The sequence below is a fragment of the Agrilactobacillus yilanensis genome, from assembly GCF_003946725.1.
In the GTDB taxonomy this organism is placed as follows: Bacteria; Bacillota; Bacilli; order Lactobacillales; family Lactobacillaceae; genus Agrilactobacillus; species Agrilactobacillus yilanensis.
Genome location: NZ_RHOY01000013.1, coordinates 13,657 through 37,830 on the forward strand (window position 1 = coordinate 13,657; position 24,174 = coordinate 37,830).

At 40.0% G+C, this 24,174-nt stretch carries 22 protein-coding genes; 16 read left to right on the top strand and 6 right to left on the bottom strand.

The window, feature by feature from the left end:
• The first annotated feature begins 2 nt into the window (after positions 1-2).
• The 6 genes from menB (at position 3) to EKM93_RS09005 (ending at position 7,007) form a co-directional block, all read left to right on the top strand.
• Positions 3-830 (top strand): 1,4-dihydroxy-2-naphthoyl-CoA synthase, encoded by an 828-nt coding sequence (gene menB / locus EKM93_RS08980; RefSeq protein ID WP_125715123.1) that lies wholly within the window; start codon positions 3-5, stop codon positions 828-830.
• A 457-nt stretch (positions 831-1,287) separates the two neighbouring features.
• On the top strand, positions 1,288-2,730 hold the full coding sequence (locus EKM93_RS08985; protein ID WP_125715125.1) for an o-succinylbenzoate--CoA ligase: 1,443 nt from the start codon (positions 1,288-1,290) through the stop codon (positions 2,728-2,730).
• A 914-nt stretch (positions 2,731-3,644) separates the two neighbouring features.
• On the top strand, positions 3,645-4,223 hold the full coding sequence (locus EKM93_RS08990; protein WP_225423678.1) for an amino acid biosynthesis protein: 579 nt from the start codon (positions 3,645-3,647) through the stop codon (positions 4,221-4,223).
• 84 nt (positions 4,224-4,307) lie between these two features.
• Positions 4,308-4,919: a glycerol-3-phosphate acyltransferase gene (locus EKM93_RS08995; protein ID WP_125715127.1), complete on the top strand. Its 612-nt coding sequence runs from the start codon at positions 4,308-4,310 to the stop codon at positions 4,917-4,919.
• Between the two features lie 392 nt (positions 4,920-5,311).
• The gene (locus tag EKM93_RS09000) at positions 5,312-5,551 is read left to right on the top strand and encodes a DUF1858 domain-containing protein (RefSeq protein ID WP_125715129.1); all 240 of its coding nucleotides are present in this window, start codon (positions 5,312-5,314) and stop codon (positions 5,549-5,551) included.
• Positions 5,541-7,007, top strand: a complete 1,467-nt coding sequence (locus EKM93_RS09005) for a DUF438 domain-containing protein (RefSeq protein WP_376923097.1) — start codon at positions 5,541-5,543, stop codon at positions 7,005-7,007. Before EKM93_RS09000 ends, EKM93_RS09005 begins: the two co-directional genes overlap by 11 nt.
• A 112-nt stretch (positions 7,008-7,119) precedes the next feature.
• Here EKM93_RS09005 and EKM93_RS13655 read toward each other — a convergent pair whose 3' ends face one another.
• A complete protein-coding gene (locus EKM93_RS13655; protein ID WP_225423683.1) occupies positions 7,120-7,269 on the bottom strand; it encodes a hypothetical protein in 150 nt (49 codons plus the stop codon).
• Here EKM93_RS13655 and EKM93_RS09010 point away from each other — a divergent pair.
• Positions 7,205-8,077: a DMT family transporter gene (locus EKM93_RS09010; RefSeq protein ID WP_225423680.1), complete on the top strand. Its 873-nt coding sequence runs from the start codon at positions 7,205-7,207 to the stop codon at positions 8,075-8,077. The genes EKM93_RS13655 and EKM93_RS09010 overlap by 65 nt on opposite strands.
• A gap of 484 nt (positions 8,078-8,561) precedes the next feature.
• On the opposite strand, the gene EKM93_RS09015 is transcribed toward EKM93_RS09010, so the two are convergent.
• The 3 genes from EKM93_RS09015 to EKM93_RS09025 are packed head-to-tail and all read right to left on the bottom strand — an operon-like array spanning position 8,562 to position 13,153.
• The gene (locus EKM93_RS09015; protein WP_125715133.1) at positions 8,562-9,065 is read right to left on the bottom strand and encodes an O-acetyl-ADP-ribose deacetylase; all 504 of its coding nucleotides are present in this window, start codon (positions 9,063-9,065) and stop codon (positions 8,562-8,564) included.
• Positions 9,066-9,076: 11 nt separating this feature from the next.
• A complete protein-coding gene (locus EKM93_RS09020) occupies positions 9,077-11,803 on the bottom strand; it encodes a transglycosylase domain-containing protein (RefSeq protein ID WP_125715135.1) in 2,727 nt (908 codons plus the stop codon).
• A 12-nt stretch (positions 11,804-11,815) separates the two neighbouring features.
• On the bottom strand, positions 11,816-13,153 hold the full coding sequence (locus EKM93_RS09025) for a hypothetical protein (protein ID WP_125715137.1): 1,338 nt from the start codon (positions 13,151-13,153) through the stop codon (positions 11,816-11,818).
• A gap of 197 nt (positions 13,154-13,350) precedes the next feature.
• Here EKM93_RS09025 and EKM93_RS09030 point away from each other — a divergent pair, with 197 nt between their 5' ends.
• Positions 13,351-14,283 (top strand): hypothetical protein, encoded by a 933-nt coding sequence (locus EKM93_RS09030; protein ID WP_125715139.1) that lies wholly within the window; start codon positions 13,351-13,353, stop codon positions 14,281-14,283.
• Between the two features lie 16 nt (positions 14,284-14,299).
• Positions 14,300-15,094, top strand: a complete 795-nt coding sequence (locus EKM93_RS09035) for an ElyC/SanA/YdcF family protein (protein WP_125715141.1) — start codon at positions 14,300-14,302, stop codon at positions 15,092-15,094.
• Between the two features lie 59 nt (positions 15,095-15,153).
• Here the strand turns inward: EKM93_RS09035 and EKM93_RS09040 are convergent, their stop codons facing one another.
• A complete protein-coding gene (locus EKM93_RS09040; protein ID WP_125715143.1) occupies positions 15,154-16,050 on the bottom strand; it encodes a LysR family transcriptional regulator in 897 nt (298 codons plus the stop codon).
• Between the two features lie 125 nt (positions 16,051-16,175).
• The gene (locus EKM93_RS09045) at positions 16,176-17,522 is read right to left on the bottom strand and encodes an LVIVD repeat-containing protein (protein WP_125715145.1); all 1,347 of its coding nucleotides are present in this window, start codon (positions 17,520-17,522) and stop codon (positions 16,176-16,178) included.
• A gap of 138 nt (positions 17,523-17,660) precedes the next feature.
• Between EKM93_RS09045 and EKM93_RS09050 the strand changes: the two genes are divergently transcribed.
• From EKM93_RS09050 to EKM93_RS09080, 7 genes are all read left to right on the top strand, one after another.
• Positions 17,661-18,527 carry a LysR family transcriptional regulator gene (locus tag EKM93_RS09050; RefSeq protein WP_225423681.1) on the top strand — a complete coding sequence of 289 codons (867 nt, stop codon included), beginning with the start codon at positions 17,661-17,663 and terminating at the stop codon, positions 18,525-18,527.
• Between the two features lie 445 nt (positions 18,528-18,972).
• Positions 18,973-19,932 carry an NAD(P)H-dependent oxidoreductase gene (locus EKM93_RS09055; RefSeq protein WP_125715147.1) on the top strand — a complete coding sequence of 320 codons (960 nt, stop codon included), beginning with the start codon at positions 18,973-18,975 and terminating at the stop codon, positions 19,930-19,932.
• 10 nt (positions 19,933-19,942) lie between these two features.
• Complete coding sequence (locus tag EKM93_RS09060; RefSeq protein ID WP_125715149.1) at positions 19,943-20,410, top strand: hypothetical protein; 468 nt, start codon at positions 19,943-19,945, stop codon at positions 20,408-20,410.
• A 33-nt stretch (positions 20,411-20,443) separates the two neighbouring features.
• On the top strand, positions 20,444-21,283 hold the full coding sequence (locus EKM93_RS09065; protein ID WP_125715151.1) for an acetyl-CoA hydrolase: 840 nt from the start codon (positions 20,444-20,446) through the stop codon (positions 21,281-21,283).
• Positions 21,284-21,437: 154 nt separating this feature from the next.
• Positions 21,438-22,706 carry an MFS transporter gene (locus EKM93_RS09070; protein WP_125715153.1) on the top strand — a complete coding sequence of 423 codons (1,269 nt, stop codon included), beginning with the start codon at positions 21,438-21,440 and terminating at the stop codon, positions 22,704-22,706.
• 11 nt (positions 22,707-22,717) lie between these two features.
• Entirely contained in the window at positions 22,718-23,689 is a 972-nt protein-coding gene (locus EKM93_RS09075; protein WP_125715155.1) for a lactate/malate family dehydrogenase, read from the top strand.
• A complete protein-coding gene (locus EKM93_RS09080) occupies positions 23,686-24,141 on the top strand; it encodes a hypothetical protein (RefSeq protein WP_125715156.1) in 456 nt (151 codons plus the stop codon). Before EKM93_RS09075 ends, EKM93_RS09080 begins: the two co-directional genes overlap by 4 nt.
• Positions 24,142-24,174: the final 33 nt, after the last annotated feature.

Consider the following 24,174-nt stretch of genomic DNA (forward strand, 5'->3'; position numbering starts at 1 on the left):
TTATGTCAACTACTGAGTTTAATTGGATAAATGTCAAAGATTATCAAGAAATTATCTTTGAACGCATGGATAAAATTGCCAAAATTACGATGAATCGCCCAGAACATCTTAATGCCTTCACCCCGGTCACCGTACAAGAAATGATTGATGCGTTTAACATCTGCCGCGATGACGCTTCCATTGGCGTTATCATCTTAACTGGTGCCGGCGACAAGGCCTTTTCTTCCGGCGGTGATCAAAGCATTCGTGGTAATGGCGGCTATGTGGGCCCTGATCATATTGCCCGGTTGAACGTTTTAGACTTGCAACACCTTATTCGGATCATTCCTAAGCCAATCATTGCCATGGTTAAAGGCTGGTCTGTTGGTGGCGGTAATATTTTACAACTCGTTTGTGATCTAACCATCGCTGCTGATAATGCCCAATTTGGCCAAACCGGTCCTAAAGTTGGCAGTTTTGACGCCGGCTACGGTTCTGGCTATCTCGCCCGCGTCATCGGTCATAAACGCGCCAAAGAAGTTTGGTTCTTAAATGAATTTTACACCGCCGAAGAAGCTTATAACATGAATTGGATCAATAAAGTTGTCCCATTAGCCGATGTTGAAAAAGTTACTATCGACTGGTGCCGCACTATCTTAAAACGCTCACCAACCGCACTCCGACTCATCAAAGCCGCCATGAACGCCGACACCGATGGCCTAGCCGGCTTACAACAACTAGGCGGAGACGCCACCATGCTCTTTTACACTAGCGACGAAGGTAAGGAAGGCCGGGACGCCTTTAACGAAAAACGCGACCCTAACTTTGACCAATTCCCAAAATTCCCATAAAAATCAGAGCGTGACAAAAGACGGGTTGATTTTGAGCATAGCCTAGACTAACGCCGTGAGCGGTTTTCGCTTACAAGTTAGACGTAGCTAAGCGCAGAAATCAGTCTTTTGGAGCGCGTTTAATAAGAGCGTGAACTAGAGCGGGAAAGCCTCGAGCACTAACCTAGAATCTTGCAGGGTGTCGCCAGACACACAAAAGATTCGTAGTTAGGTAAGAGCTTTGCTCTAGTGAGCGCGTTTAATCAGAGCGTGACAAAAGACGGGTTGATTTTGAGCATAGCCTAGGCTAACGCCGTGAGCGGTTTTCGCTTACAAGTTAGACGTAGCTAGGCGCAGAAATCAGTCTTTTGGAACGCGTTTAATCAGAGCGTGAAAGGACACGGTTTGACAATGCACATAACCTAGACTTTCACCACACTTAACCTTAACAAATACCAATACTGAAAGAAGGGATATTTTGGAAAATTGGCTATTAAAACGCGCCCAATTATCCAGTGACCAACCTGCCCTTTATTTTCAAGATCACACATTAACTTTTAAAGCTCTAGCTAATGAAGTTCAAGAATGGGCTGAAAAACTCAATAATTTAACATTGCAGCCCAAAAGTCCGATTGGTTTAATCGGCACCAACACTAAAACAACTTACTGCCTGATCTTAGCAATTCAACAGCTGGGGCATCCCGTTGCCCTATTCAATTTTAGATTAAGTCCTGCCGAGCTGCTGCAACAAGTCCAAGATGCCCAACCTAGTATTTTATTAGTTGATGATACTTTACCGCAATGGCAAAAATTACCTGGAAGCCTAAGTTATCAAGCTTTGAATCAACAACAGCGGCAAAGCTATCCGCCCATCGCTGAATTTGATAACGAAACCATTGCGGACATTATGTATACTTCAGGTTCCACCGGCCGACCAAAAGGCGTCTTGCAAACCTTTGGCAATCACTTTTATTCCGCCATTGGTACTGGTCTAAACTTCAAATTATCCAGTGACGATGCCTGGATTTGTGCAGTACCGTTATTTCATATCAGCGGACTTTCCATTTTAATGCGCAGTTTGATCTATGGCCTAACCGTTTACTTAGAACCAAAATTTGATGCCCAAAGAATTAATTACCTATTGCAACAAGCTCCCACCACCATCGTTTCCGTTGTCCCTTACATGCTAAAACAACTGCTGGCAACCCTTCCTGAAAGCGCCCACTATCAATCAAAATTTAAAGGACTCTTCTTAGGCGGCGGTCCCATTGATCGCAAAACGCTGGAAATCTGTGAAGCCCGCCAAATTCCAGTAGTGCAATCTTACGGTATGACAGAAACCGCTTCAAACGTCGTGGCCTTAAATTTCAAAGATGCCCCGCAAAAAATTGGTGCTTCAGGTCAAGCATTGTTTCCTGTACAGCTGCGCATCAGCCCTCAAGGTGAAATCCAGCTAAAAAGCCCCACCTTAGCAAAAGGCTATCTCCATCAAACCGCCGCTTTTGAACAAAAATTCACCGCAGATCACTGGTTCAAAACCGGTGATATTGGTGAATTAGACACACAAGGTTTTTTATACGTCAAAGGCCGAGTAGATACGATGTTTATCTCCGGTGGTGAAAATATTTTTCCGAATGAAATTGAAGCAATCTACAGTCATTACCCGGGCATTCAAGAAATTGTCGTCACCCATCAAAAAGACCCAAAATGGGGGGCCATCCCGATCGCATTAATTATTCCTGAAAAAGGCGCCTCGTTAACCGCAAAGGCATTAACTGATTTTGGCCGAGAACAGCTGACCCATTACAAAGTGCCAAAAGCCTTTTATCAATTGACACAATTACCTAAAACCGGTAATGGCAAATTGAATTATGCCGCTTTAAATACACTAGAACTTGTCAAAAGTCAACAATTAAGTTAGCCATCGACTTTCAAAAAAGATAGGAAGATTTAAAAATTTTGACGGTTTTTTAATCTTATTTATGGCATAATAGAATTACAGAGATGTATAGACCCACTAATCTTAATACTTCCTCCCAATATTGTATATAAAGATAAATACATCTCTCCCCCTATTCCCCATAGAGCCAAGGCAGACCCGCCTTGACTCATTTTTTTTTTGTAAAAGAGCGCGAACTGGAGCGGGAAAGCCTCGAGCGTAACCTAGACTTACGACATAAGCCCGGTCTTGGCTTGTGAATAAGGCGTAGTTATGTGAGAGCTTTGCTCCAGTGAGCGCGTTTAAACCAGAGCGTGACCAAAGACGGGTTGATTTTGAGCATAGCCTAGACTAACGCCGTGAGCGGTTTTCGCTCACAAGTTAGACGTAGCTAAGCGCAAAAATCAGTCTTTGGGAACGCGTTTAGAGCGTGAACTAGAGTGGGAAAGCCTCGAGCACTAACCTAGAATCTTGCAGGGTGTCGTTAGACACACAAGAGATTCGTAGTTAGGTGAGAGCTTTGCTCTAGTGAACGCGTTTTAGAACCAGAGCGAGAAACCCACGAGTACTAATCTAAAAAACAACAAAACTTGACGGATCCAATTAATTATGATTTAATGAGAATATTAAATTACGGAAAGGGATTTTAACTATGACTTCATTAAACCTTCATACAACAATGACTCGATTTAGCTTTAACAGCTTTAGATAGCGTCCGTATTGAAGTTTAGATACGGGCGACGTTCAGTTTGTCCGTGTCTGAAGCCATAAGCCAAATCCCATGGCCGACTAGACATGAGCTGTCTAGTTGTGAAGCGCCCAAGGTGCCAACTAGACTCAGTGCTAGTTGGCTTTTTTATTCCCTTAATCGTCTACCTTAGAAAGGACGCCTCGCCATGATGAAACAATCCCTACTCAACCAAACCGATACCGACTATGAAGATACCATCCAAGTTTTGCATACATTAGGTCCTAGCTCCACAGACAGCAGTGCCGCCGCTGAATATTATGTTAAAAATCAAGCACCTGATGCAGAAATCCAACTCCATCACAGTTACGAAGAAATTTTAGCCCATCTTTCAGACTATAGCGGTGAACATCTATTAATTCCGGCCGCTTTCCAATCTCGACAACTCCACGAAACTTGGGGTGACATTCATTACTGCGAATTAAGCACATTAAACCTTTTGACCAGCTTCACAACCCAATTAGACGAATTGCTACTTGTGGAAAATCAAAACGCCACAAATCACATTGCCTACACGCATGCAGCAACAGCGAAGTTATTAACCCAAAATCTTGAAACAGTGACCATCAAAACAGCGGTCAGTAAATATCAAGCCTATCAAAATTACCGTCAAAACCAAGCCCGCTATGTTTTAACCAATGCTAAGAATCTTGAAATGCAGGCCAATGATCAGATCTTAAGAACTTGGCATCCTAAAATGGTCTGGTGCCTTTACGAAATTCTATAAACTTTGTTGTAAAATTGAGCCCAACATATCCTCAAAAACCATCCTGTTATATAATTAAGCTTAACTATCGTTCAGGAGGGAACTATGACACAACTTTATAGCATCTTGATTGGGTATGCTTTTGGGAATCTGATCTCCGCGTACCTTATCTCTCGTTTAAAAACTGGTAAAAGCCCCGCCGAAATCGGTTCTGGCAATCCCGGCACCGCTAATATTGGCGCTCAGTTAGGTAAAAGTTACGGTATCTTAGTTTTAGCCTTAGATCTCTTAAAAACAATTCTCGCTATTATTTTATGCCATTATTTATTTCCAGAATTGGGCCGCTTAGTAATTCTAACTACCGGCTTAGGCGTGACTTTGGGCCACAACTTTCCATTTTGGTTAAAGTTCAAGGGCGGTAAGGGCGTTGCCGTCGCCGTAATTTTAGTCCTACTCTACAACCCACTTTGGGGCCTAGTCGCCCTATTAATCGCCCTAGCCCTGCTGCTCTGGTGCCAATATCTCGCCCTTGGCGGCATCATGATCTTACTTGCGGACACTATTTTAGGCATCTTCTTTTATCCTTTAGAAGCCTGGTTAATCTTATTCGTATTACTGCTCATAATGGTCATTCGCTTTTATAAAGACCTAAAAGACATCAAAAACGGCACCGCAAAAAAAGTCGACCTACTTAAACGATTTAAAAATAGAGCGTAACAAGAGACGGGTGATTTTGAGCATAGCCTAGACTAACGCCGTAAGTGGGCTTCGCTTACAAGTTAGACGTAGCTAAGCGCAGAAATCAGTCTTTTGGAACGCGTTTTAGAGCCAGAGCGTGACAAGCTACGGTTTTGACAATGCACATAACCTAGACTTACGACATAAGCCCGAACTTGGCTTGTGAGTAAGGCGTAGTTATGTAAATTGTCAGTAGCTTGGAACGCGTTTAAGCCAAAACGGGAAAGCTTAACTACAGAAACATATAGAATAATAACAATTATATAAAAAATCGAATAAAGCAAATTAAATAAGTCAATTGAAATTCATTATCAATTGGCTTATTTTTTTGTTATAATCGTTTGTATAAACTACATCCAGGAGGCGATAAAATGTCAAAAACCGTCATTGATCTAAATAAAAGCGTTTACGACCTTGTCACAAATCATCCCGAAGTAGGCGATGTTTTATATAATATAGGACTAGAGGATATTAAAAAGCCTGGTATTTTGAATACAATGGGCCGCTTTATGACAATTCCAAAAGGTGCCGCCATGAAACATGTTGATTTAACTGAAATTGTAACCGCATTAAATAATTTAGGATTCGAGGTCATTAATGATGCCAAATAACGAAGAAATTCATAACAGCGCTTACCGTCAAAAGAAAATCGTTGAAATTTTAAAGATGCTTCATGAAGGTGGTCAATTCGAAGACGCTAAAAAAGTTTTTGATGACACCTTTTCTAGTGTAGACGTCTCTGAAATTACCTCTGCCGAACGCGAACTAATCGCTTCTGGCCTTAATCCAATGGAAATTCAAAATTTGTGTAACGTTCATGCCTCTGTTTTCAAAGGCGCTATTAAAAATGAAGAAAACGGCTCCAAAGCCCAAGAAGCGCCAGGTCATCCTGTTGCAACGATGAAATTAGAAAACATGGTCCTCACTTCTTTGTTGGATAATGAATTACTCCCTGTTCTAAAACGTTGGCAACAGAGTAGCAGCGCTGCTGACGACAACAAAGATATTTTGAATGGTCATGATAAAGCACAAGCAGACCGAGACGATGATTATTTAAAGCGGATTCAAAATGCCTTAAAAGACTTAACAACTATCAAAAACCACTATGCCCGTAAAGAGAATTTGATTTTCCCATTAATGGACAAATATGGCATTACTGCACCACCAAAAGTAATGTGGGGCGTAGATGACGATATTCGTGGCTATATCAAACAAGCTTATGAACTGTCAATGCAAACACCGCCGCCTGATAAATATGAGTTGGAAGCCCTTGTCGAAAAGGCTGATAAAGAAATTAAAGAAATGATCTTCAAGGAAGAAGATATCATGTTGCCAATGGTAGATGAAGTCTTTACGCCTGATGATTGGGGCATGATCGCTAAGGAAAGTAAAGAAACCGGCTATACTTTAATCTCAGAACCTTTACCTTGGCAACCATCCGAAGCCGATCGCGCCGAAGCAGCCAAACGTAAACCTTCAAAAATGGCACAAGAACTTAACGAAATGGCTAAAGCAATGGCCGCAGAAACAATGCCTAAACCCGCTGCCAAACCTGTTGCACAGCGGCCTCAAAAGCCAGTGAACCCCTCAGAAAACCACGTTAAAGATCCTCAAGCAAAAGAACAATTGAGTGCAAAAACCACATTACAAATCGACGAAGACAGTACCGCACAAATTCATTTCCCAACAGGTACTTTGGATTTAACCGAGCTAACCCAAATCCTATCTATTTTACCTGTCGATATCACCTTTGTGGACGATCAAGATATTGTGCGCTGGTTCTCTGACAACGGTGATCGGGTCTTCCCAAGAACTACCGCCGTTATCGGTCGGGCTGTCGTCAACTGCCACCCACCAAAGAGCATGGGTAAAGTCCAAGAAATTCTAGATGACTTCAGAAGTCACAAACGCGATGATGCTGAATTTTGGATCAATCTCCATGGCACACAATTCACCTATATCCGTTACTATGCCATCCGGGACAAAGCTGAAAATTACCTTGGTTGTCTTGAAGTAACCCAAGATGTCACTGGCATTCGAGCTTTGGAAGGTCAAAAAACACTATAGTCTCATCCCTCCCTTTGATTAGCCCCATCTAATCAAAGGGTTTTTATTAATCTCTACAAAATAACCCCACAAAGATTGCAGGCGTTTCACAACTAGCCTAAACTAAAGTTACCTATAATTTAAACGAAAGTTGTGATCTTATCTTATCTATTTTGATTGGCTTAGCCATTGGTGTGGGCTTAACAACCCAGACGAGCATTAACGCCCGGCTGCGGGCAGCTTTTGGGTCCCCTTTTTTGGCATCAACGATCTCCTTTGCCATAGGCACCCTCTTTTTAGCCGGTATCACATTAGGCATGACCCACCATCTACTCTTTGACCCAGCCCTATTCACCACCCAACCGCTTTGGCTCTGGTTAGGCGGCGTTTTAGGTATCATTTATTTAACCGGCAATATTTTATTGTTTCCAAAAATCGGGAGTGTGCAAACTGTCATTTTCCCGATTCTCGGCCAAGTTTTAATGGGCTTATTAATTGATAACTTCGGCTGGTTCAGCGCAACTATGACGCCTTTGACCATCACCCGAGTATTAGGTGCTCTGGGTGTCATTTTAGGTATTTTGATTACCGTTGTTGGCCCCAGCTGGTTTGAACATCGACTGCCTACCCAGACAACCCCAGCAACTAATCTTTGGTTATGGCGCTGTTTTGGAATTTTCACGGGTATGTTAAGTGCGAGTCAGACAGCGATTAATGGCCATTTGGGTAAAATTTTAAACTCACCTTTTCAATCAGCTTTTATTTCATTTTTGGTAGGTACTTTAGCCTTGTGCCTGATATTACTTGTTTTACGACCAAAATTTAATTGGCAGACGGTTAAACAAAAGAATACTTGGTGGATGTGGTTAGGTGGCTGTTTTGGGGCATTATATGTCCTGGGAAATACTTACTTAGCACCAATTATTGGGACGGGCCTGACCGTGGTGGTTGTCTTGACCGGGATGATTGCCGGCAGTCTATTAATTGATAATTTCGGCTGGCTAAACACCCCTAAACGTCCGGTTTCTATCATCCAAATATTAGGATTATTAGTAATGGGATTAGGTATTGTGGCTATTCGTTTATTTTAAGTTAGCGCTAAAAAGCGACTGAATCAAAGTTAATTTTACGGGTTACCCCCTAAAGTTAATTTGATTCAGTCGCTTTTAATTTGGTCGTTTTTTGAAATGCATTCACTAGAGCAAAGCTCTCACGCTCTGGCTTAAACGCGTTCACCAACACTGATTTCTACATATAACTACGTCTTGTTGCTAGTCGCAAGCGACTACCTGCCAAGTCTAGGTTATATTGCGAAATCACCCGTGCTGGTTCACGCTCTGGCTGTTAAACGCGTTCCAAAAGACTGATTTCTGCGCTTAGCTACGTCTAACTCGTAAGCGAAGCCGCTCACAGCGTTAGCCTAGGCTATGCTCAAAATCAACCCGTCTTTTGTCACGCTCTGGCTCATAAACGCGTTCGAGCTTACTGACAACTTACATAACTACGTCTTACTCACAAGCCAAGACCGGGCTTATATCGTAAGTCTAGGTTATGTGCATTGTCACCCGTAAGCTCTCACGCTCTGGCTGTTTCATAGGCTTTTTTGGTTGTTTCATCAAATGCGACTAGTCGGATGGTTTGAACAAATTTTGCTGTTTTTAAAAAATCTGTCATTGCTTGTAAGGCGATGGGGGCGGCTTGGTCTAGTGGGTAGCCGTAAACGCCGGTGCTGATGGATGGGAAATCTACTGAGTTGCAGTGGTGGTTTTCGGCTTCTTCCAAACTATGCCAGTAGCTGTTATACAGTAGCTTGGCTTCGTCTTTATGCCCACCGTACCAGATGGGGCCTGGTGTATGAATGATATACTTCGCTGGTAGCTCAAAGCCTAAAGTTGTTTTAGCTTCACCAGTGGCACAGCCCCCTAATTGATGACAAGCCACATTCAACTTGGGCCCGGCCGCACGATGAATGGCCCCATCTACGCCACCGCCGCCCATTAAAGATGGATTGGCTGCGTTGACGATGGCATCTACTTCACTTTTGGTAATGTCGCCTTGAATAATTTCAATTTTTCCCATGAAAAACCCTCCTATCGACTGGAACTACTTGTACTGCTGCTGCTACTAGATGTGGCACTGCTTGTAGTCGTGGTACCGTTAATCGTGATGTCTGGTGCACTGCCGCCGTAACTTCGGATTTGGTTCATAATATCAATTAACTTCTGTCGCTGGGTTTCTTTATCCGCGTCATTATTTTGATAAGCCGACTTAGTTTTGGTTAATTGCGTATTATATTGGGTCCGTAAATCTGCCAAAATATCAGCTTTTTCACTATTTCGTTCAGATTCAATTTCAGCTTTTTTCTGATTAAATTCAGACTGCCGTTTATTTTCTTTTTCCAAATCCAAAGTTGCTTTTTGGACGTTTAAATCTTTTTGAAGTTGCAAGATCTGCTGGTCAAAATCCCGTTTGGCCGCCATGTGTCGTACTTTTTGATTCTTATAACGAATCCGTTGTAATTGATTCATATAAGTCGTATATTCACTAGCTTTGGCCATCTGACTGGCATCAAACAAGGCAATGGCGTCTTTAACCGCTTGTTCGCGATTTTGTTCTTCTGTCTTAGATAAATGATACACCAATCGGTAGTCTAAGTTATCAATCCGCGTGTCATTTTTTTCAATTTGTGTATTAATGAAATCTTTATTGTCCGCTGCGATAATATCTGCAGGGGTCATTTTTTTAGATTCTTTAGTGGCCACTAAATTATCCCCAGTTTTTTTGATCGTACTAGGCATTTCAAAATCAGTATCGGCTTCCTTTAAATAATCTACCAAGTAAGTCCCGACATTTTTGAATACGGCCATTGGTATTGCTGCTTCCGCACTCGTTAAAGTTTCACTTTTATCGTGGCCAACCCAGGTTGCTACTGTAAAGCTTGGGGTCATCCCTACAAAATACGAATCTTTTGTATTATCTGTTGTCCCAGTTTTGCCCGCGGTATGGCTGTAGTTATCTAATGCGGCGGCTTTACCGGTCCCTTCCGTAATAACGGTCTGCATCGTATTTAACATCATATAACTGGCATTGGCGCTATAAATTGGGACTTTTGTATGGGAGTTTTGATAGATCATCTGCTGATTACTCGTATCATAAATTTCTGTAATATTGGTTGGATGGACAAACTCGCCCGACCGGCTGAAACTGCTGTACGCTGAGGCCATTTCGGTTGTCGTGACACCGTTGGTAAAGCCCCCAATGGCAATGATTGGATTCTTATCTGCTGGTGTTAGCCCAGAAAATTCCATCTTCTGCAATAATTTATAATAACCCGCATCTGGATCACTGGCTGCTAATTTATAAGCCACCGTATTAATAGACTGTGATAACGCTTCACGTAGTGTCACAACCCCTTTATAGCCACTATACCAGTTGGTGATGCTTGAACCTGAAATTGGACTATCTTCAATGGTACTTTGTGGCGTATAACCACGCTCAAAAGCTGGTGCATACGCAATTAATGGCTTCGCCGCTGAACCCGGCTGCCGGTTAGAATAGTAAGCCCGATTGACATAATCATTTTCAGTCGTTCTACCGCCGACCACCGCTAAAATATTGCCGGTGTTATTATCAATGATTGTCATGGATAGCTGCGGCTGTAATTTACCCTCTGCATCCCGGGTTTGATACCCTGTAAAAGCCTTTTCTGCTTGGGCTTGAACTTCATTTTGCAGTTCTTGATTGATGGTGGTTTTAATGGTATAACCCCCATTTAAAATTTGCCCTTGATACGTGCTGTAAGCTTGATTGTAGCTTTGCGTATAAGCTTGTTGGGCTTCATCGGTGTCGAAACCATATTTAAAGACAAATCCGTGGGCCCGCATTAATTCTTCAGTGGCATCATTAATTGCGGACCTCAGCGCATAGTTACCGCTGATATCATTGTTATAAGTAAAATTATGAATCTTTAAACCTAATGTCGTTTTGACACTATCTTTAAATTGTTTTTTTGTGATTAAATTCTGTTGATACAATACCATCAATACCGTGTCTCGCCGTTGTTTGGCAGCTTGGGGATGTAGTAATGGGTCATATAAAACTTGGTTATTAGGTACCCCAATTAATAACGCCAGTTCCGGCAAGGTCAAATCTTTTTGATCTTTAGAAAAATAATACTGGGCAGCACTGCCAATCCCATAACACCCATGACCCAAATAAACATCATTTAAATAGAATTCCAATAATTGATGTTTAGTGAATTTCTTTTCTAACTGCTGGGCAATGACCATCTCTTTTACCTTCCGAGTTGGGGATTGGGTTTGATCCTTTAAGACAACGTTTTTGACCAATTGCTGGGTTAAAGTAGAGCCCCCCTGCACTTGCCGGTAACGTATGAATTGATAAATCCCCCGCAAAATCCCATAAGGATCCACCCCATGATGTTCATAAAAGCGTTTGTCTTCCACCGCTATTAAACCTTTAGTTAAGAGCGGATTAATCTTTTTATAACTAATATACGTCGACTGTGTATGGGTTAGTGTCTTCATAACCGTGCCCGATTGGTCTAAAACTTTTGTCGGCTGTTTTGGATAAAAAGTAGCCTTGGATACGGTCTTGCTTAGGGCAAAACCATCCCCGATCGCCTGTTTATAAGCCGCACCATTAGTATGCCAAAACCAGCCTACGGATAAGACAATTGCCGCATAAATAACGGCTAAAACGATCCAAAAATTCCGCCAGCCATGGTGTTGTTTAACCGGAGGCTGCGTGTTTGCTGTGGTCGGCGCTTTACGTGGTTGTTCTTTTTTCTTACGCAAACAAAAATCCTCCTAAATAACCCCTAGTGTCATACTTTGACTAACGGTGTTTAATAAATTCGTTAATGTCGTACTAGAAACACGGATAATATTTTCACTGCTGATATTGCCGCTAGTAATGAACCCTAACGACTGCCCAGAAGTGACTAAAATTGAATTGTTTAACGCTGGCTGATTTTTGAGCCAGAAGACTGGATCAGCTTCATTAAAGTCTGTTTCCGTATTTGTCTCATCCGCATAAGCCGCAGGTGGGGTCGTAAAGTACGTCCCAAAGTCACTCCCGCTGGTAATAACCCCTGCGTTGGTACTTGAATTTTGAATCAACGCCCGAATGCGATAAGCACCGGTGCTCAAACTATTTGCCAAAACAGTATATTGACTGCCAGAAACCCGGTAAGTTCCATTACTACGTTGGGCTATAAAGAGCGTATCGTTAGCTGTATCCAACACTAAAACACGGCTGGCAGTAATATTTAAGTCCGCCAAAGCATCCGTTAAAGTATCACTGTCGGTGGTCGTCCCGCTGGTTTGCCGGCTACTGCTGGTGCGACTATCTTCTATCGTTACCTTAGCGGGTGTATAGCTTTGGGTTAAAGCCGAGTTCTTTAAGTCTTCTAAAGCTTTTTGATCTGCTTGAGCCTGACTTTCATTTTTTTCTTTTTGCAAGGCACTATAGCCGGCAGTCATTTTTTCAATAGGTTGCCGCCATTTTGCTTTAGTTCGCCGATTTTTTAAAAGCTTATAATAAACATTAGCTTCAGAAACTTGTTCTTGTGTCAGTTGGTCTTTTTCATGCTGAAACGTATAATAAGTATCATTAATAAAGGTACTGCCATCTGTTGTTTGAGCATACCAGACTTGTACCGTATCCAATTTATTTTTCGCTTTTTGATAAACTGTTGGATTTTTTTCTTTCAACAGCGTCTGATCCAGATGGGTCAGCTGCTGGCCGGTAACCGTATCACGATAATAATGCGTTCCGTCCATCAACGCCGCAATGGCTTGTGTCCGCTTTGTGCGCGCTTGATAATCTGCTATAAAATCCGCGGCTTGTTTAGCAGTCGCTGCACTAAATAGCCAATGCCAGCGCGCTTGTTTGGTAATAATCGTTTGTGCGGTCTGTTTTGAAACAGTCGTCTTTAAATAACGTTGCTGATCAACGGTTTTGTATTGCTGATTGATTTGATGGGTGGTGGCTTTGTTGGCGTAAACCCAACCGCCTAAACTTCCCAAGCTAATAATTAGGATGGCAAGCAATATCCAAAAGATAATTTTCTTTTGGTGTTTTAATTTCTGCTGACGCGAGGCACTCTTTTCTTGACGTGTCAGACTTTTAGCTTTGGTTTCCATTATAAAGCAAACTCACTTTCCCAAAGTTCTTGCTGTTATTTATTGTAGTAATTATACCATTTTACAACCAATCTTTTAGATCTACACCGATTTGGCATCAGCGCAAGGTAGATTTTTTACTTGCTTTCCGTTATTAATTATAATACCGTTTATTTTAGAGATATGCGGTCAACTTTTATAAACTTTTGAGGTCTATTTTGAAAAAACATCGTAAACTGATTCTGATATTGAGTACTATCTTTTTGAGCCTAGTCCTTATTTTAAGCTTAGGCTATGCTTTTCGTCGACCAATTTTAAAACAAGCCCAGCACTTTTTAACAGCGCAAACAATTCCATTTAATTGGGTCGTTGATCCAGATAAAGTTGAGAATGGTCTAGAAGTCCCTGCCGTTGATTTAAGTGTATCGCAAATGGATACAGTTAAAAAGAATGCGCTGAAGCTGGTCACGAATCTAAATGACAACTTCAGCGGTAAACAATCAGACTATCTTTTTTTAACCACTAAGCAAGCCAAGCAGTTGGATGATTGGGTCCATGATAAACCCCATCAGTATATTTATAGCATTACACCGGTTTCTTTTGGTAAAAACGCCCGGGGTAACTACGTTTTAGTCAGCGCTAACCGCTACGATGACACTAAAACAATCGTTTCCTATCGTTATCGGGTTTTTTATACTAAAAATCTAATTGTTAAGCCGAACAAAACACAATATGTCGCAACGGTCAAAAATAATGTGCCGCCGAAGTTTTTATTTGAGGATGCTTCTGTTGGGACAGATGGCATTTCAACCGCCACCAACTTCACAGAGCGAATCAAAAATGCCCTCGGCGATGGCAATACTTATACAGCCAACAGCAGCTTAAAGCAATTTAAAGGTTTGGCTCAAGAAATGAACTTGTCCGTTGCCAGTGCCCAAGCATTGCAAAAATATTTAAAAGTTAGCGATACTGACTTTCAAAACACCGTCATTACAGGTTATGAACTCACAGATGTTCCCCGGGTAACCCGATTTTTTATCGTATCCGGCACGAATAAACAAAAAGCTTACTTTACATTAACTTACGATCGAACACAAGAAGGCTTTATTAGCTTTGAAGAAGGTATCCAAGATGCCACTACTCAAAAATAGTGAAAGGACGTACACTATGGCTGAAAAAATCGCTGCAGCTATTAATCAACTGGCCCAATTTTGTGGCCCTAAAGATCTGCCCGCACTGACACAAACCGCTTTACAACAAACTTATGGCTACACCCAAGCCGATGTTTTTGTCTTGTTTGGTGGCAGTATTTTAGCTGGTGGTGATTTATTAGCTCAGGCCATCCAAGCTAAAGTTGCCAAAAAATATATCATTGTAGGCGGTGCCGGTCATACAACGCCTCGGTTGCGGCAACAAATGGCGCCTTATTTACCAAATCAATCACTTGAACAGCTGAGTGAGGCTGAATTATTTTCAGCTTATCTGCAGCAAAAATATCAATTAACTGTGGACTATTTAGAAACAAAGTCTACAAATTGTGGTAATAATATTACTTATTTATTAGCCTTGTTAGCCCAACAGCAACTGCCCCATCAAACGATGATTCTTGCACAAGACGCCAGCATGCAACGGCGTATGGCTGCGGGCTTGCACAAATATGCGCCTGAGGTTCAAATTATAAATTATGCCACTTATCAAGTTCAGGTTCAGACAAAAGCAGATCAGCTCGTTTTTGATCAAATGCCGCTGGGCCTATGGTCTATGTCCGAATACATTACCCTACTCTTAGGTGAAATTCCCCGGTTGCGCAATGATCCTAATGGCTACGGTCCTAAAGGGCAGAACTTCATTGCCCCTGTATCTGTTCCTGCCGCTGTCCAAACTGCTTTTGAAACTTTAGCGGCCGAATTTCCTGATCGTATTCGTCAGGCGAATTCAGCTTATGCCAGTGATTCGAATTAAAAAAACTGTATTGGTCTAAATATTAGACTGATACAGTTTTTTAATTTATAGTTAATGGCTTATCGATCTTCAACAAAGTCTTGAACAATTGACACAAAATTTTGAATCGACTCGTTATATTCATTTTTCCAAACACAATTAATCTTGAAGAAATCTTCGTAGCCTTCTAATTTTACAAATGACAAATTCTTACCATAATAATGTGCTAGATGACCCGCAAATATTGAGATACCTAAACCGCTTTCAACTTTCAGAATAACATTATTTAATGATTCTGTTTCTTCAATGATTGTCGGTGAAATATGATGCGCCTCAAAAATATCTCTAATCGGTTTAAAATCCGGAATAATCAATGTCTGGTCTGCCAATTCTTCTACTTTAACACTTTGCTTTAACCCCAAAGGATTATGATGATCTGTCACCAAATACATATCATCTGTTAAAAAATTAATATTCTTAAATTCCGACATATCTTTCGCAACATATTTCGGTACTAAAGCAATATCAATATTATTATCTTTTAAATTCTTTTTGATTTCAGCTAATGGGTAGTCGGTAATACTGATAGGTACATTCGGATAATTATCCGTAAATTGATGAATGATAATGGGTAACTCGTTTAAAACAGCCGTCCCTAACATCGCAATATTTAACGGTGGCTTATGATTCGTACTAATCGCCTTTGTATCTAAGATTGCTCCTAAAAAACTTTCCGTATAATTACCTAGACGCTGCTGAAAATATTTCCCAGCACTCGTTAACCTTACTGAACGACGATTACGAATAAATAATTTAACTTCCAATTCATCTTCCAAACGAACAATCATTTTACTAAGATTAGGTTGTGTTGTATGCAGTGCCACCGCTGCTTTTGTGAAATTTAAGGTTGAGGCCAAAGTTAAAAACGCCTCAATTTGAACAGTGCTGATATTTGGCAGTTGATTTAATGTACTCATATTTTCATCTTCCTTACTCCAATCAGTAATAGCATAACTTTAAGTTTTACTAAGATTATCGGCTAACACAAAAAGGGGAACGATAGTAATGTACTTGTACTATCGTCCTCCCATTCATAATTCTATCAAACGGTGCAGCGTAAGATATAAAGCCCATCCATGAAGGTATCTACATAAATATAGCCTCGATCATCCACTAGAACATCTTCGGTTACAGCTACTTCCGGCCCAGGTAACAAGGTATGATCTTTGTTATCAAATAATAATTTAGTTGGATCAGGTGGTAAGAAATAGGCAATTTCTTTAGGGATAAATGGATCTGAAACATCATAGATCCGTAACCCCGCCCCAAAATAGCAGCAATAAACTCGATTTGGATCTTGTCCATAAACGTCTTGATTAAAGGCATCAAATAAATTATGTGGCCCAAAAGGTATTCTGACACCATCGACAATGTTAAAATTCTGTCCATGCGTGTAGCCTTCAGGTACTTCAGGATATGGGAAAGTAGAAATTAAACTTGGATGTGCTGGATCTGTAATCTCAGCAATGCCTAATGTATTCATAGGTTGCGTCTTAATTTTTTTGAATAAACCTTCAGTGGCCTCATTAGAGAAATAACGTGGCCGTTCTCCTTCTGTAGAAACAACGACATAAGGCCGGTCTCCCAAAGGTAAAGTAGTGTGTACTGGTGCCCCAGCTGCGCCGCCACCAAATGGTGGATTTAAAGAAAGTTTTCCAATAAGTTTGGGTTGCGTCTTATCCTTAACATCCAGCATAATAAACCCTTTATTTGCGTAAGCGCAATATAAAACATCATCTTTTACAACACAGGCATGTAAGAATGGTGAGGATAGTGCTTCTGCAGAACCATAACGGGCTACTTTACCACCTTTGTCTCCTAAATATTGTTCAGATGACCACCAACGGCCCACTTCTTTAGGGGCAGTAGGCTCACTAATATCGACAATTCTCAAAATAAAGCCATTGTAGCCTTCACAAGCACCGACAACGTAAACAAAGTTACCACCATTATAACAAAAGCGATGAACCCCAGCGCCGCCCTTGCATTCAAATTTAGATAATAATTTAGGGTTCTCTGGATCTGTTTTAACATCCCAGATCATAATGCCCCCCCAAAATGGCAGCCCCGGCTCAGTACCATGAAGTTCTTTCATCGTACCGCCATGGGCTGTGATCATTAGGCCATCTGCAATTTGAATTTTAGGTGTACTTTGCCCATCATGTAATTCTGCATTTAACCAAGGTCCATCCAACCATTTAACATTTCTAGGATGCTTTGGATCGGTAACTTCTACAATGTTCCAACCATTGTGTCTAAATGAGGCTGTATATAAATAATACCGTTCCCCAGATTTTTGCATTGCCATTTGAAATCCTGGCTTATTATTTAGATCATTAAATCCTATTAATTCCGTATTTTTAAAAAGCGGTTCTGTTCTTTGTGTCATTGTTTTGACCTCCTTGCTTATGATTTCAGTATACGTTAAGATTAAAAATACGGAAGAATCGATACAGTTAAGTGCGTCTTAACCTGCAGGTTAAGACGCTGCTGTCATAAGAAGGTAATTCACATAAATCCATTACAAATTGACTATTTTTTATCGGTTGCTCGAACTAAAAGTGTTGCTAAAAGTGCAGAAGAACTCTTTGTTTCAGCCCCGGCCATCAGTAAACAGCTTAATGCCTTAGAACAAAGCTTAGGTGTTACGCTTTTAAACCGATCTAATCGAGGTATGACTTTAACAGCCTCTGGTGCAGAATACTATGAATTTTTCACCAGAATCATGGCCGAATTAGCCGATATTAAACAACGTAACAACTTGGACGAAGCCAATAAACTCACATTTACATTAGGTATTCTGAAGGACTGGGCAATCTACCCACAGCTACAACAGATGGATCAACAGTTACAAGCGATCTATCCAACGATTTCAATTCGCATTCAACCAATGACCCCCAATGAGTTGATGGAAGCTTTAGCCAATAACAAACTTGACGCTGCTTTATGCATCTCTAATGGTATGGTTCAGCGTATCGGTACTAAAAACTACATTCGAGAGATTCGCTTAGGTAGTGTTCAAAAAGGTATTCTTTATGCAGACAGTCTATTTATGCGTGTTCCCACAACGTTTCAAGACTTCTCTGAACAAACAATGTACAGTGTTTCCAATCATTTTAAGGCGATGGCTGTTGAAGAAAACAGTTTGATTTGTAACCATTATGGCTTTCAGCCCGAACTCATCTCCTATGATGATCTAACCCAAGTATTGGCCATGGTCGCGATGGGCAAGGGCTTCACTATCTTAGATGAATGGTCTATCTATCGTTTTGTGCCTGATCTTTGTTACTTGCCGTTAAATTATCATCATGATGTCAGCTTATTTTTGCCTGACCAAATTAATAACGATCTGCTAAATAGTGTCATTTCTATTTTAAAAAAGCAATTTACTTAAAACTGAAACTGGTGTCTTTAGTTGTTTGAATTAACAAAGTACTGTCAGCTGAATACTGCAGTTTTAAATTTCACTAGCGCATAGACTTAATAAGAATTTTCAACCTCAAAAACTAATTACGAAGCAATGCTCATTTTAGATATTAATGGGCACTGCTTTTTTTGATTATATTGTGAAATAATTCTCAAAAAGAATAACTATGATGCTAAAAATGAATTTCTCTTTTATATCAAGCAATGTTACCTTAAATATGCAAGGTGATAAATAGTTTTCTAGCATCTTAAAATTTAATAAATGTCATGTTTGTGAATTAAAACACTTATTTAATAAAAATAATTTACTTTTATTTCGTCGATGGCCATCGCTTTATTAAATAAGTTAATTTTAAAAAACTATTGTCGAATTTGTTTTAAATAACTCTTATTTAGAAAGCGAGCGTTATAAAATGAAAATTTTAGGTCTATCTTTTGGCACAAAAAATGGCACAAACGATTCTTTATGTATTGAAGCCTTAATGGGCGCTAAGGAAACCGGCGCTGACATTGAATTTATTCGCATGTCTACACTAAATATTTTACATTGCACAGGTTGCTGCACCTGTTCCAGAATGCTAACTTCCGGCAAGGGCAATATGTGTATCTTAAATGATGATTTTGATTGGTTACTAGATAAAATGTTGGATGCTGATGGCATTATTATCAGTGACCCTATCTTTGAAGAAGGTGCCTCTGGTTTATTCCATACTTTGATGGATCGCTTTGGACCACGCCTTGATCGTGGCAATAACATTATTAATGATAAGATTGCTGAACAAATTGGCGGTCAAAAAACAGACGATCGTATTTTCCAAGATAAAGTTATTTCTTATATGGGTGTCGGTGGTTCTGATTGGGGGACACGTGTCCAATGTGAGCATGCTATGCATGCACTTGTAGATATGTGGCAAATCATTGATAACAAATGGTTCCCTTGGTCCAAGAGTATCATTATGGACGATGAACACTTAGCTGAAGTCCATCAAGTTGGGGTTAATATTGCCAATGCTGCTGCTGATATCTCCGAAGCCACTTATCAAGGTGAGGCTGGTGTCTGCCCACATTGTCATAACAAACTATTTTATTTGACACCTGGCACAAATGAAGCTGTCTGTGCGCAATGTGGTATCGTTGGTGAACTTAAAATTGAAAACGGTGTCACAAATTTTGTCTTTGCAGATGACCAACTAGATAAAGCGCACGACACATTACCTGGAAAATTCATTCATGGTAACGACATTAAAGACCGTATCGAAGGTGAATTTGTCAAAACGATGAAAACACCGGAGTTCAAAGCCCGTAAAAAAGCTTATAGCCATTTTATTAAAGCCTCTAAACCTGAAAAATCAACCGCAACGATGACTGTATAGGAGGAAGAAAATGAAGTTAAGCAGAAAACAGATTCTTACAATCAATTTGGTCAATAATATTCCACTTGCCGTGGTTATTTCTACAGTTGCACCGCTTGTTGCGCATATCAAAACAAGTCCCGTGAACTGGTTAACAAATGTATTACTTGCTTTCGTGTTTGCATGCTTAATTAGTTTAACGATTCCTATTCCTAGAATAGCTTTTAAAATCCCCTCGCTATTTCATGTTAATCCTAAAAATATTGCTGGTAGACTCATTGCCAACATCCCGATTAACTTCATCTATGTCGTTATTATTGGTTTAGTTTTAAATTTCTATAACGTTCGTGCTGTACCTGATTTCTTATTTGCATTCATCGGTACATTTTTACCACTTTACGTTATTGCTTATATCGTATCTTTAATTACAAATATAATTGCTGAGAAATTAGCTTTTGGTTCTGCAAAACAAACACGTTCCACTGATTTACGCTCTTAATTTAATGAGAATTAGAGAAAAGAGGAAATTACATTGAGTTTTGAATTTCGCCCCATGAGAAGTGTCATTTATGTTGATGTTATTAAAGAAAAATATCGTCCGAAACTATTACATTGGTTATATGGACACCATATTCAAGATAGTATCTCCAAATTTGGACCCTACGTCACAAAATATGCCTTTTATAATGCATTCCCTGTCCCTCCTGAAGGTGAACGCTTCGGCACTCGTCGAATGCAAATGACCGAGCACTATTGGTTGATTAATGAAATGACACCTGAGATGAAAAATAATGCTATCACAGAATACATGCCTAAAGACGTCCTTCGTTGGCAGGGTAATATTCCTGATACAGATGCCGCAGCTGCTGGTAATGTAGATGGTGATACCGGTAGAAGTGCTGGTGGCGCTAATGGCTGTCAACCATTTGTTTTTGCCCATGTTCCGATCAATTGGGAAGAAGATTATAAAGGCGATGGTCGTATGGTTGCAGATGGTCCAAACTATCGTTGGCAATTTGTTATCAAATACCCTGAAAATTTAACTGAAGCAGCTGGTGAAGCTTGGTTCCATGACGAAGTCGTCCCTTATTTTAAAGGTCGGCCTGAAGTTCATCGATTTATGTCTAGTCGAATTATGCAAGATGTTGTCGGCTGTGAATTTGAGCGCTTGGTTGAAATGTGGTTTGACTCTGAAGATGAGTGGTACACCGCGGCAGTGGCCGGTACAACAGCGTTGAAAAAGCCTAGCTGGGCGCAACAAAATCAATTTCCATTTCTAACACCGCAATTTAATATCGTTGGCATGTTCTTACCAGATATCCCAACCAGTGATAATTTAGCTCAGTACCGTGGCTATATTACCATGAGATAAGTTCCGCTTATATAGAGACGGTTGTAATTTTAATTTTAAAACATTAATAATTCACTCGATTCAATACCATAAAGAAATAAGCCGTCAACGCTGGGATTTCCTAATGATCCTAGCCATGCGGCTTATTTATATGAACCTTAAAAGGAGGTTTAAAATGAGAACAAATAGATGGTTTTATACCGCATTAGGTGTCTTTATCTTACTATTCGCCGGTCTTGTTTATGCTTGGAGTGTTTTTGCCAGTTCTTTGAAAGGCTATTTCACACAATGGTCAGCTGCACAGCTTTCCTTAACCTTTACAATTTGTATGATCACTTATTGCATCGCCGGTTTAATTTGTGGTTGGCTAAAGATTAGTGCCCGCGCTAAATTAATCATTTCTGGTCTACTATTCTTCATTGGCTTTTATATGGCAAGTCAGGCCAATAGTTTAATAACGCTTTATATCGGTTATGGTGTTTTAGCAGCTAGTGCTTCTGGCTTTGCTTTTAATACTGTTATGAGTAGCGTCACTAAATTTTTCCCGGATAAACCGGGGTTGATCTCTGGGATTCTATTAATGGGTTTTGGTTTTGGTAGTTTTTTCATTGGTAAAATTTATCAGGCTGTCACACCTGGTGGCGATGGCTTTCGTCAAACCTTTTTCGGTTTTGGTATTTTACTTTTAATTGTAATGGTACTGTGTAGCTTCTTTATCCGAGAACCAAAGCTTGCAGAAATTGACCGTTATCGTTTAACCATCAAAACAACTGCAAAAATAGACACACACGATGTTACACCAAAAGCGATGCTTAAAAATCGCTCATTCCAGTTCTTCTTTGTCTGGGCTACGGTTTTAAGTATGTCCGGTTTAATTCTAATTTCTCAGGCAAGCGCGATTGCCACAGAAGCTAAACCAACTACTAGCGCAGCAGCACTAGCAACAGCTGTTGGTCTAATTTCAATTTTTAATGGTATTGGCCGAGTTTTATCGGGAATTTTATTTGATAAAATAGGCCGATTAAAAACAATGCTTTTGATCAATACCACATTTATGATTGCTGTTACTTTAATCTTCTTAGCTATTTCTAAACACTTATATCCGATCTTAATTGTCAGTTATATTTTTGCCGGTCTGGCCTATGGTGGTATTACACCAACAAATTCTGCTTTTATGAAAGCTAATTTCGGTGAAAAATACTATGCCATCAATCTTTCGATCATAAATATGAACTTGGTTATTTCATCTTTTGGTAGTACTATTTCTGGCTTACTCTATGACAAAACAAATTCTTACTACAGTACTTTGATTTTAATGGCAGGCATTGTCGTTATTGGTTATATCATGAGTTTCCTGAGTAAATCACGTAACCAGCAGTCAACAATATCAGATTCAGAAACTGATTTAGAAACATTCAAAGCAGCTAATCAATCATCATTTTAGGAGGCAATATTATGGTAAGTAAAGTTGGTATTATTGGTCTAGGTAATGTCGGTTCCGCCGTCGCTTTAGCTTTAGTATTGAGAGGCAGCGTTTCTGAATTAGTTTTAATTGATAAAGATGACAAAAAAGCTCGCGCAGAACAATACGATCTCACTGACCAGCAGGCTCTATTAACATCTAATACAAAAATTCTTCGCCAAAATTATAATGATTCGTGGACATTATTAAAAGACTGTGACGTACTTGTCTTTTCACCTGGCGACATTTCAATCTTACAAGCACAATTACAAACAGATAATCCCGACCGCCTCAATGAGTTACGTAGCAGTGCCCAGATCGTTCAAGAAGTAGCACCCAAAATTAATGCTTCAAAATTTAACGGTATTATCCTGAGCATTACAAATCCTTGTGACGTTGTCGTAACTTATCTGCAAGAACTCGTTGATCTACCTAAAAATCATATTTTTGGAACTGGTACAACGTTAGATACAACACGTATGAAGCACGCTGTTAGTGCTTATCTAGATTGTAGTATTCATGACATTGACGGTTATGTCTTGGGAGAACACGGTGAAAGTCAGTTTACTGCTTGGTCTACAGTTCGTGTGGGTGGTATCCCCATGAATGATTTAGCAGCTACTCATCGGATTGATTTAAAAGTGATAGAAGAAAATTCTAGTAAAGGGGCTTGGTATATCATTTCAGGTAAAGGCTTCACTTCTCATGGTATTGGACTCACTGGTGCCACACTTGTAGAAGCTATCTTAAACAATGCCCGTCAAGTTTTCCCACTATCCTCTTATAATACAGATTATCAAACTTACATTGGTCAGCCGACAAGAATTGGTGCTGGTGGTGTTCTTGAAGTCTTACCGCTAACATTATCAGATACGGAACAAGAATTATTTGACCATTCCGCAAAAATCGTCCGTGAGAATCGGTTAAAAATCCCAAGTCTCTTAGCGGTGGATCCTGTATTATGACATCAAAAGTCAGCCTAAAACAAGACATCATCATAAATCTCATCAATAATGTACCTACAGCGTTGGCGATTCCAACCGTAGCGTTTATTGTTTCCAATACCAAAGCAACTGTAACTAATTGGTTCATCAACGTTTTGCTCGCGTTTGTAGTATCTTGTATTGTTTATTTTATTTTTCCTCTAGGTAAAATTGCCATTGCCGTACCTAGTTATTTTCATATCGCACCTAAAAATATTCTAGGTCGGTTAATTGGCAATATTCCAGTAAACTTTATCAATGTCTTAATCATAGGTACCACACTAAATTACTATAATTTACGTCAATTTCCAGAATTCATCTTCTCACTTCTTGCAACAATAGCCCCAATTTATCTCGTTTCTTATTTACTTTCAACCATTACTAATATCTTTGCAGATAAATTGGCCTTTGGAACGACTAATTCTATAACCTAACCCATTCAAAAAACCGATACCCATTTTACAGGT

Bases quoted from the DNA above. Each gene is read 5' to 3' on its own strand.
- menB (WP_125715123.1), top strand. From the start codon at position 3: ATGTCAACTACTGAGTTTAATTGGATAAATGTCAAAGATTATCAAGAA.
- EKM93_RS08990 (WP_225423678.1), top strand. From the start codon at position 3,645: ATGATGAAACAATCCCTACTCAACCAAACCGATACCGACTATGAAGAT.
- EKM93_RS08995 (WP_125715127.1), top strand. From the start codon at position 4,308: ATGACACAACTTTATAGCATCTTGATTGGGTATGCTTTTGGGAATCTG.
- EKM93_RS09000 (WP_125715129.1), top strand. From the start codon at position 5,312: ATGTCAAAAACCGTCATTGATCTAAATAAAAGCGTTTACGACCTTGTC.
- EKM93_RS09005 (WP_376923097.1), top strand. From the start codon at position 5,541: ATGCCAAATAACGAAGAAATTCATAACAGCGCTTACCGTCAAAAGAAA.
- EKM93_RS13655 (WP_225423683.1), bottom strand. From the start codon at position 7,269: ATGGCAAAGGAGATCGTTGATGCCAAAAAAGGGGACCCAAAAGCTGCC.
- EKM93_RS09015 (WP_125715133.1), bottom strand. From the start codon at position 9,065: ATGGGAAAAATTGAAATTATTCAAGGCGACATTACCAAAAGTGAAGTA.
- EKM93_RS09025 (WP_125715137.1), bottom strand. From the start codon at position 13,153: ATGGAAACCAAAGCTAAAAGTCTGACACGTCAAGAAAAGAGTGCCTCG.
- EKM93_RS09035 (WP_125715141.1), top strand. From the start codon at position 14,300: ATGGCTGAAAAAATCGCTGCAGCTATTAATCAACTGGCCCAATTTTGT.
- EKM93_RS09040 (WP_125715143.1), bottom strand. From the start codon at position 16,050: ATGAGTACATTAAATCAACTGCCAAATATCAGCACTGTTCAAATTGAG.
- EKM93_RS09045 (WP_125715145.1), bottom strand. From the start codon at position 17,522: ATGACACAAAGAACAGAACCGCTTTTTAAAAATACGGAATTAATAGGA.
- EKM93_RS09055 (WP_125715147.1), top strand. From the start codon at position 18,973: ATGAAAATTTTAGGTCTATCTTTTGGCACAAAAAATGGCACAAACGAT.
- EKM93_RS09060 (WP_125715149.1), top strand. From the start codon at position 19,943: ATGAAGTTAAGCAGAAAACAGATTCTTACAATCAATTTGGTCAATAAT.
- EKM93_RS09070 (WP_125715153.1), top strand. From the start codon at position 21,438: ATGAGAACAAATAGATGGTTTTATACCGCATTAGGTGTCTTTATCTTA.
- EKM93_RS09075 (WP_125715155.1), top strand. From the start codon at position 22,718: ATGGTAAGTAAAGTTGGTATTATTGGTCTAGGTAATGTCGGTTCCGCC.
- EKM93_RS09080 (WP_125715156.1), top strand. From the start codon at position 23,686: ATGACATCAAAAGTCAGCCTAAAACAAGACATCATCATAAATCTCATC.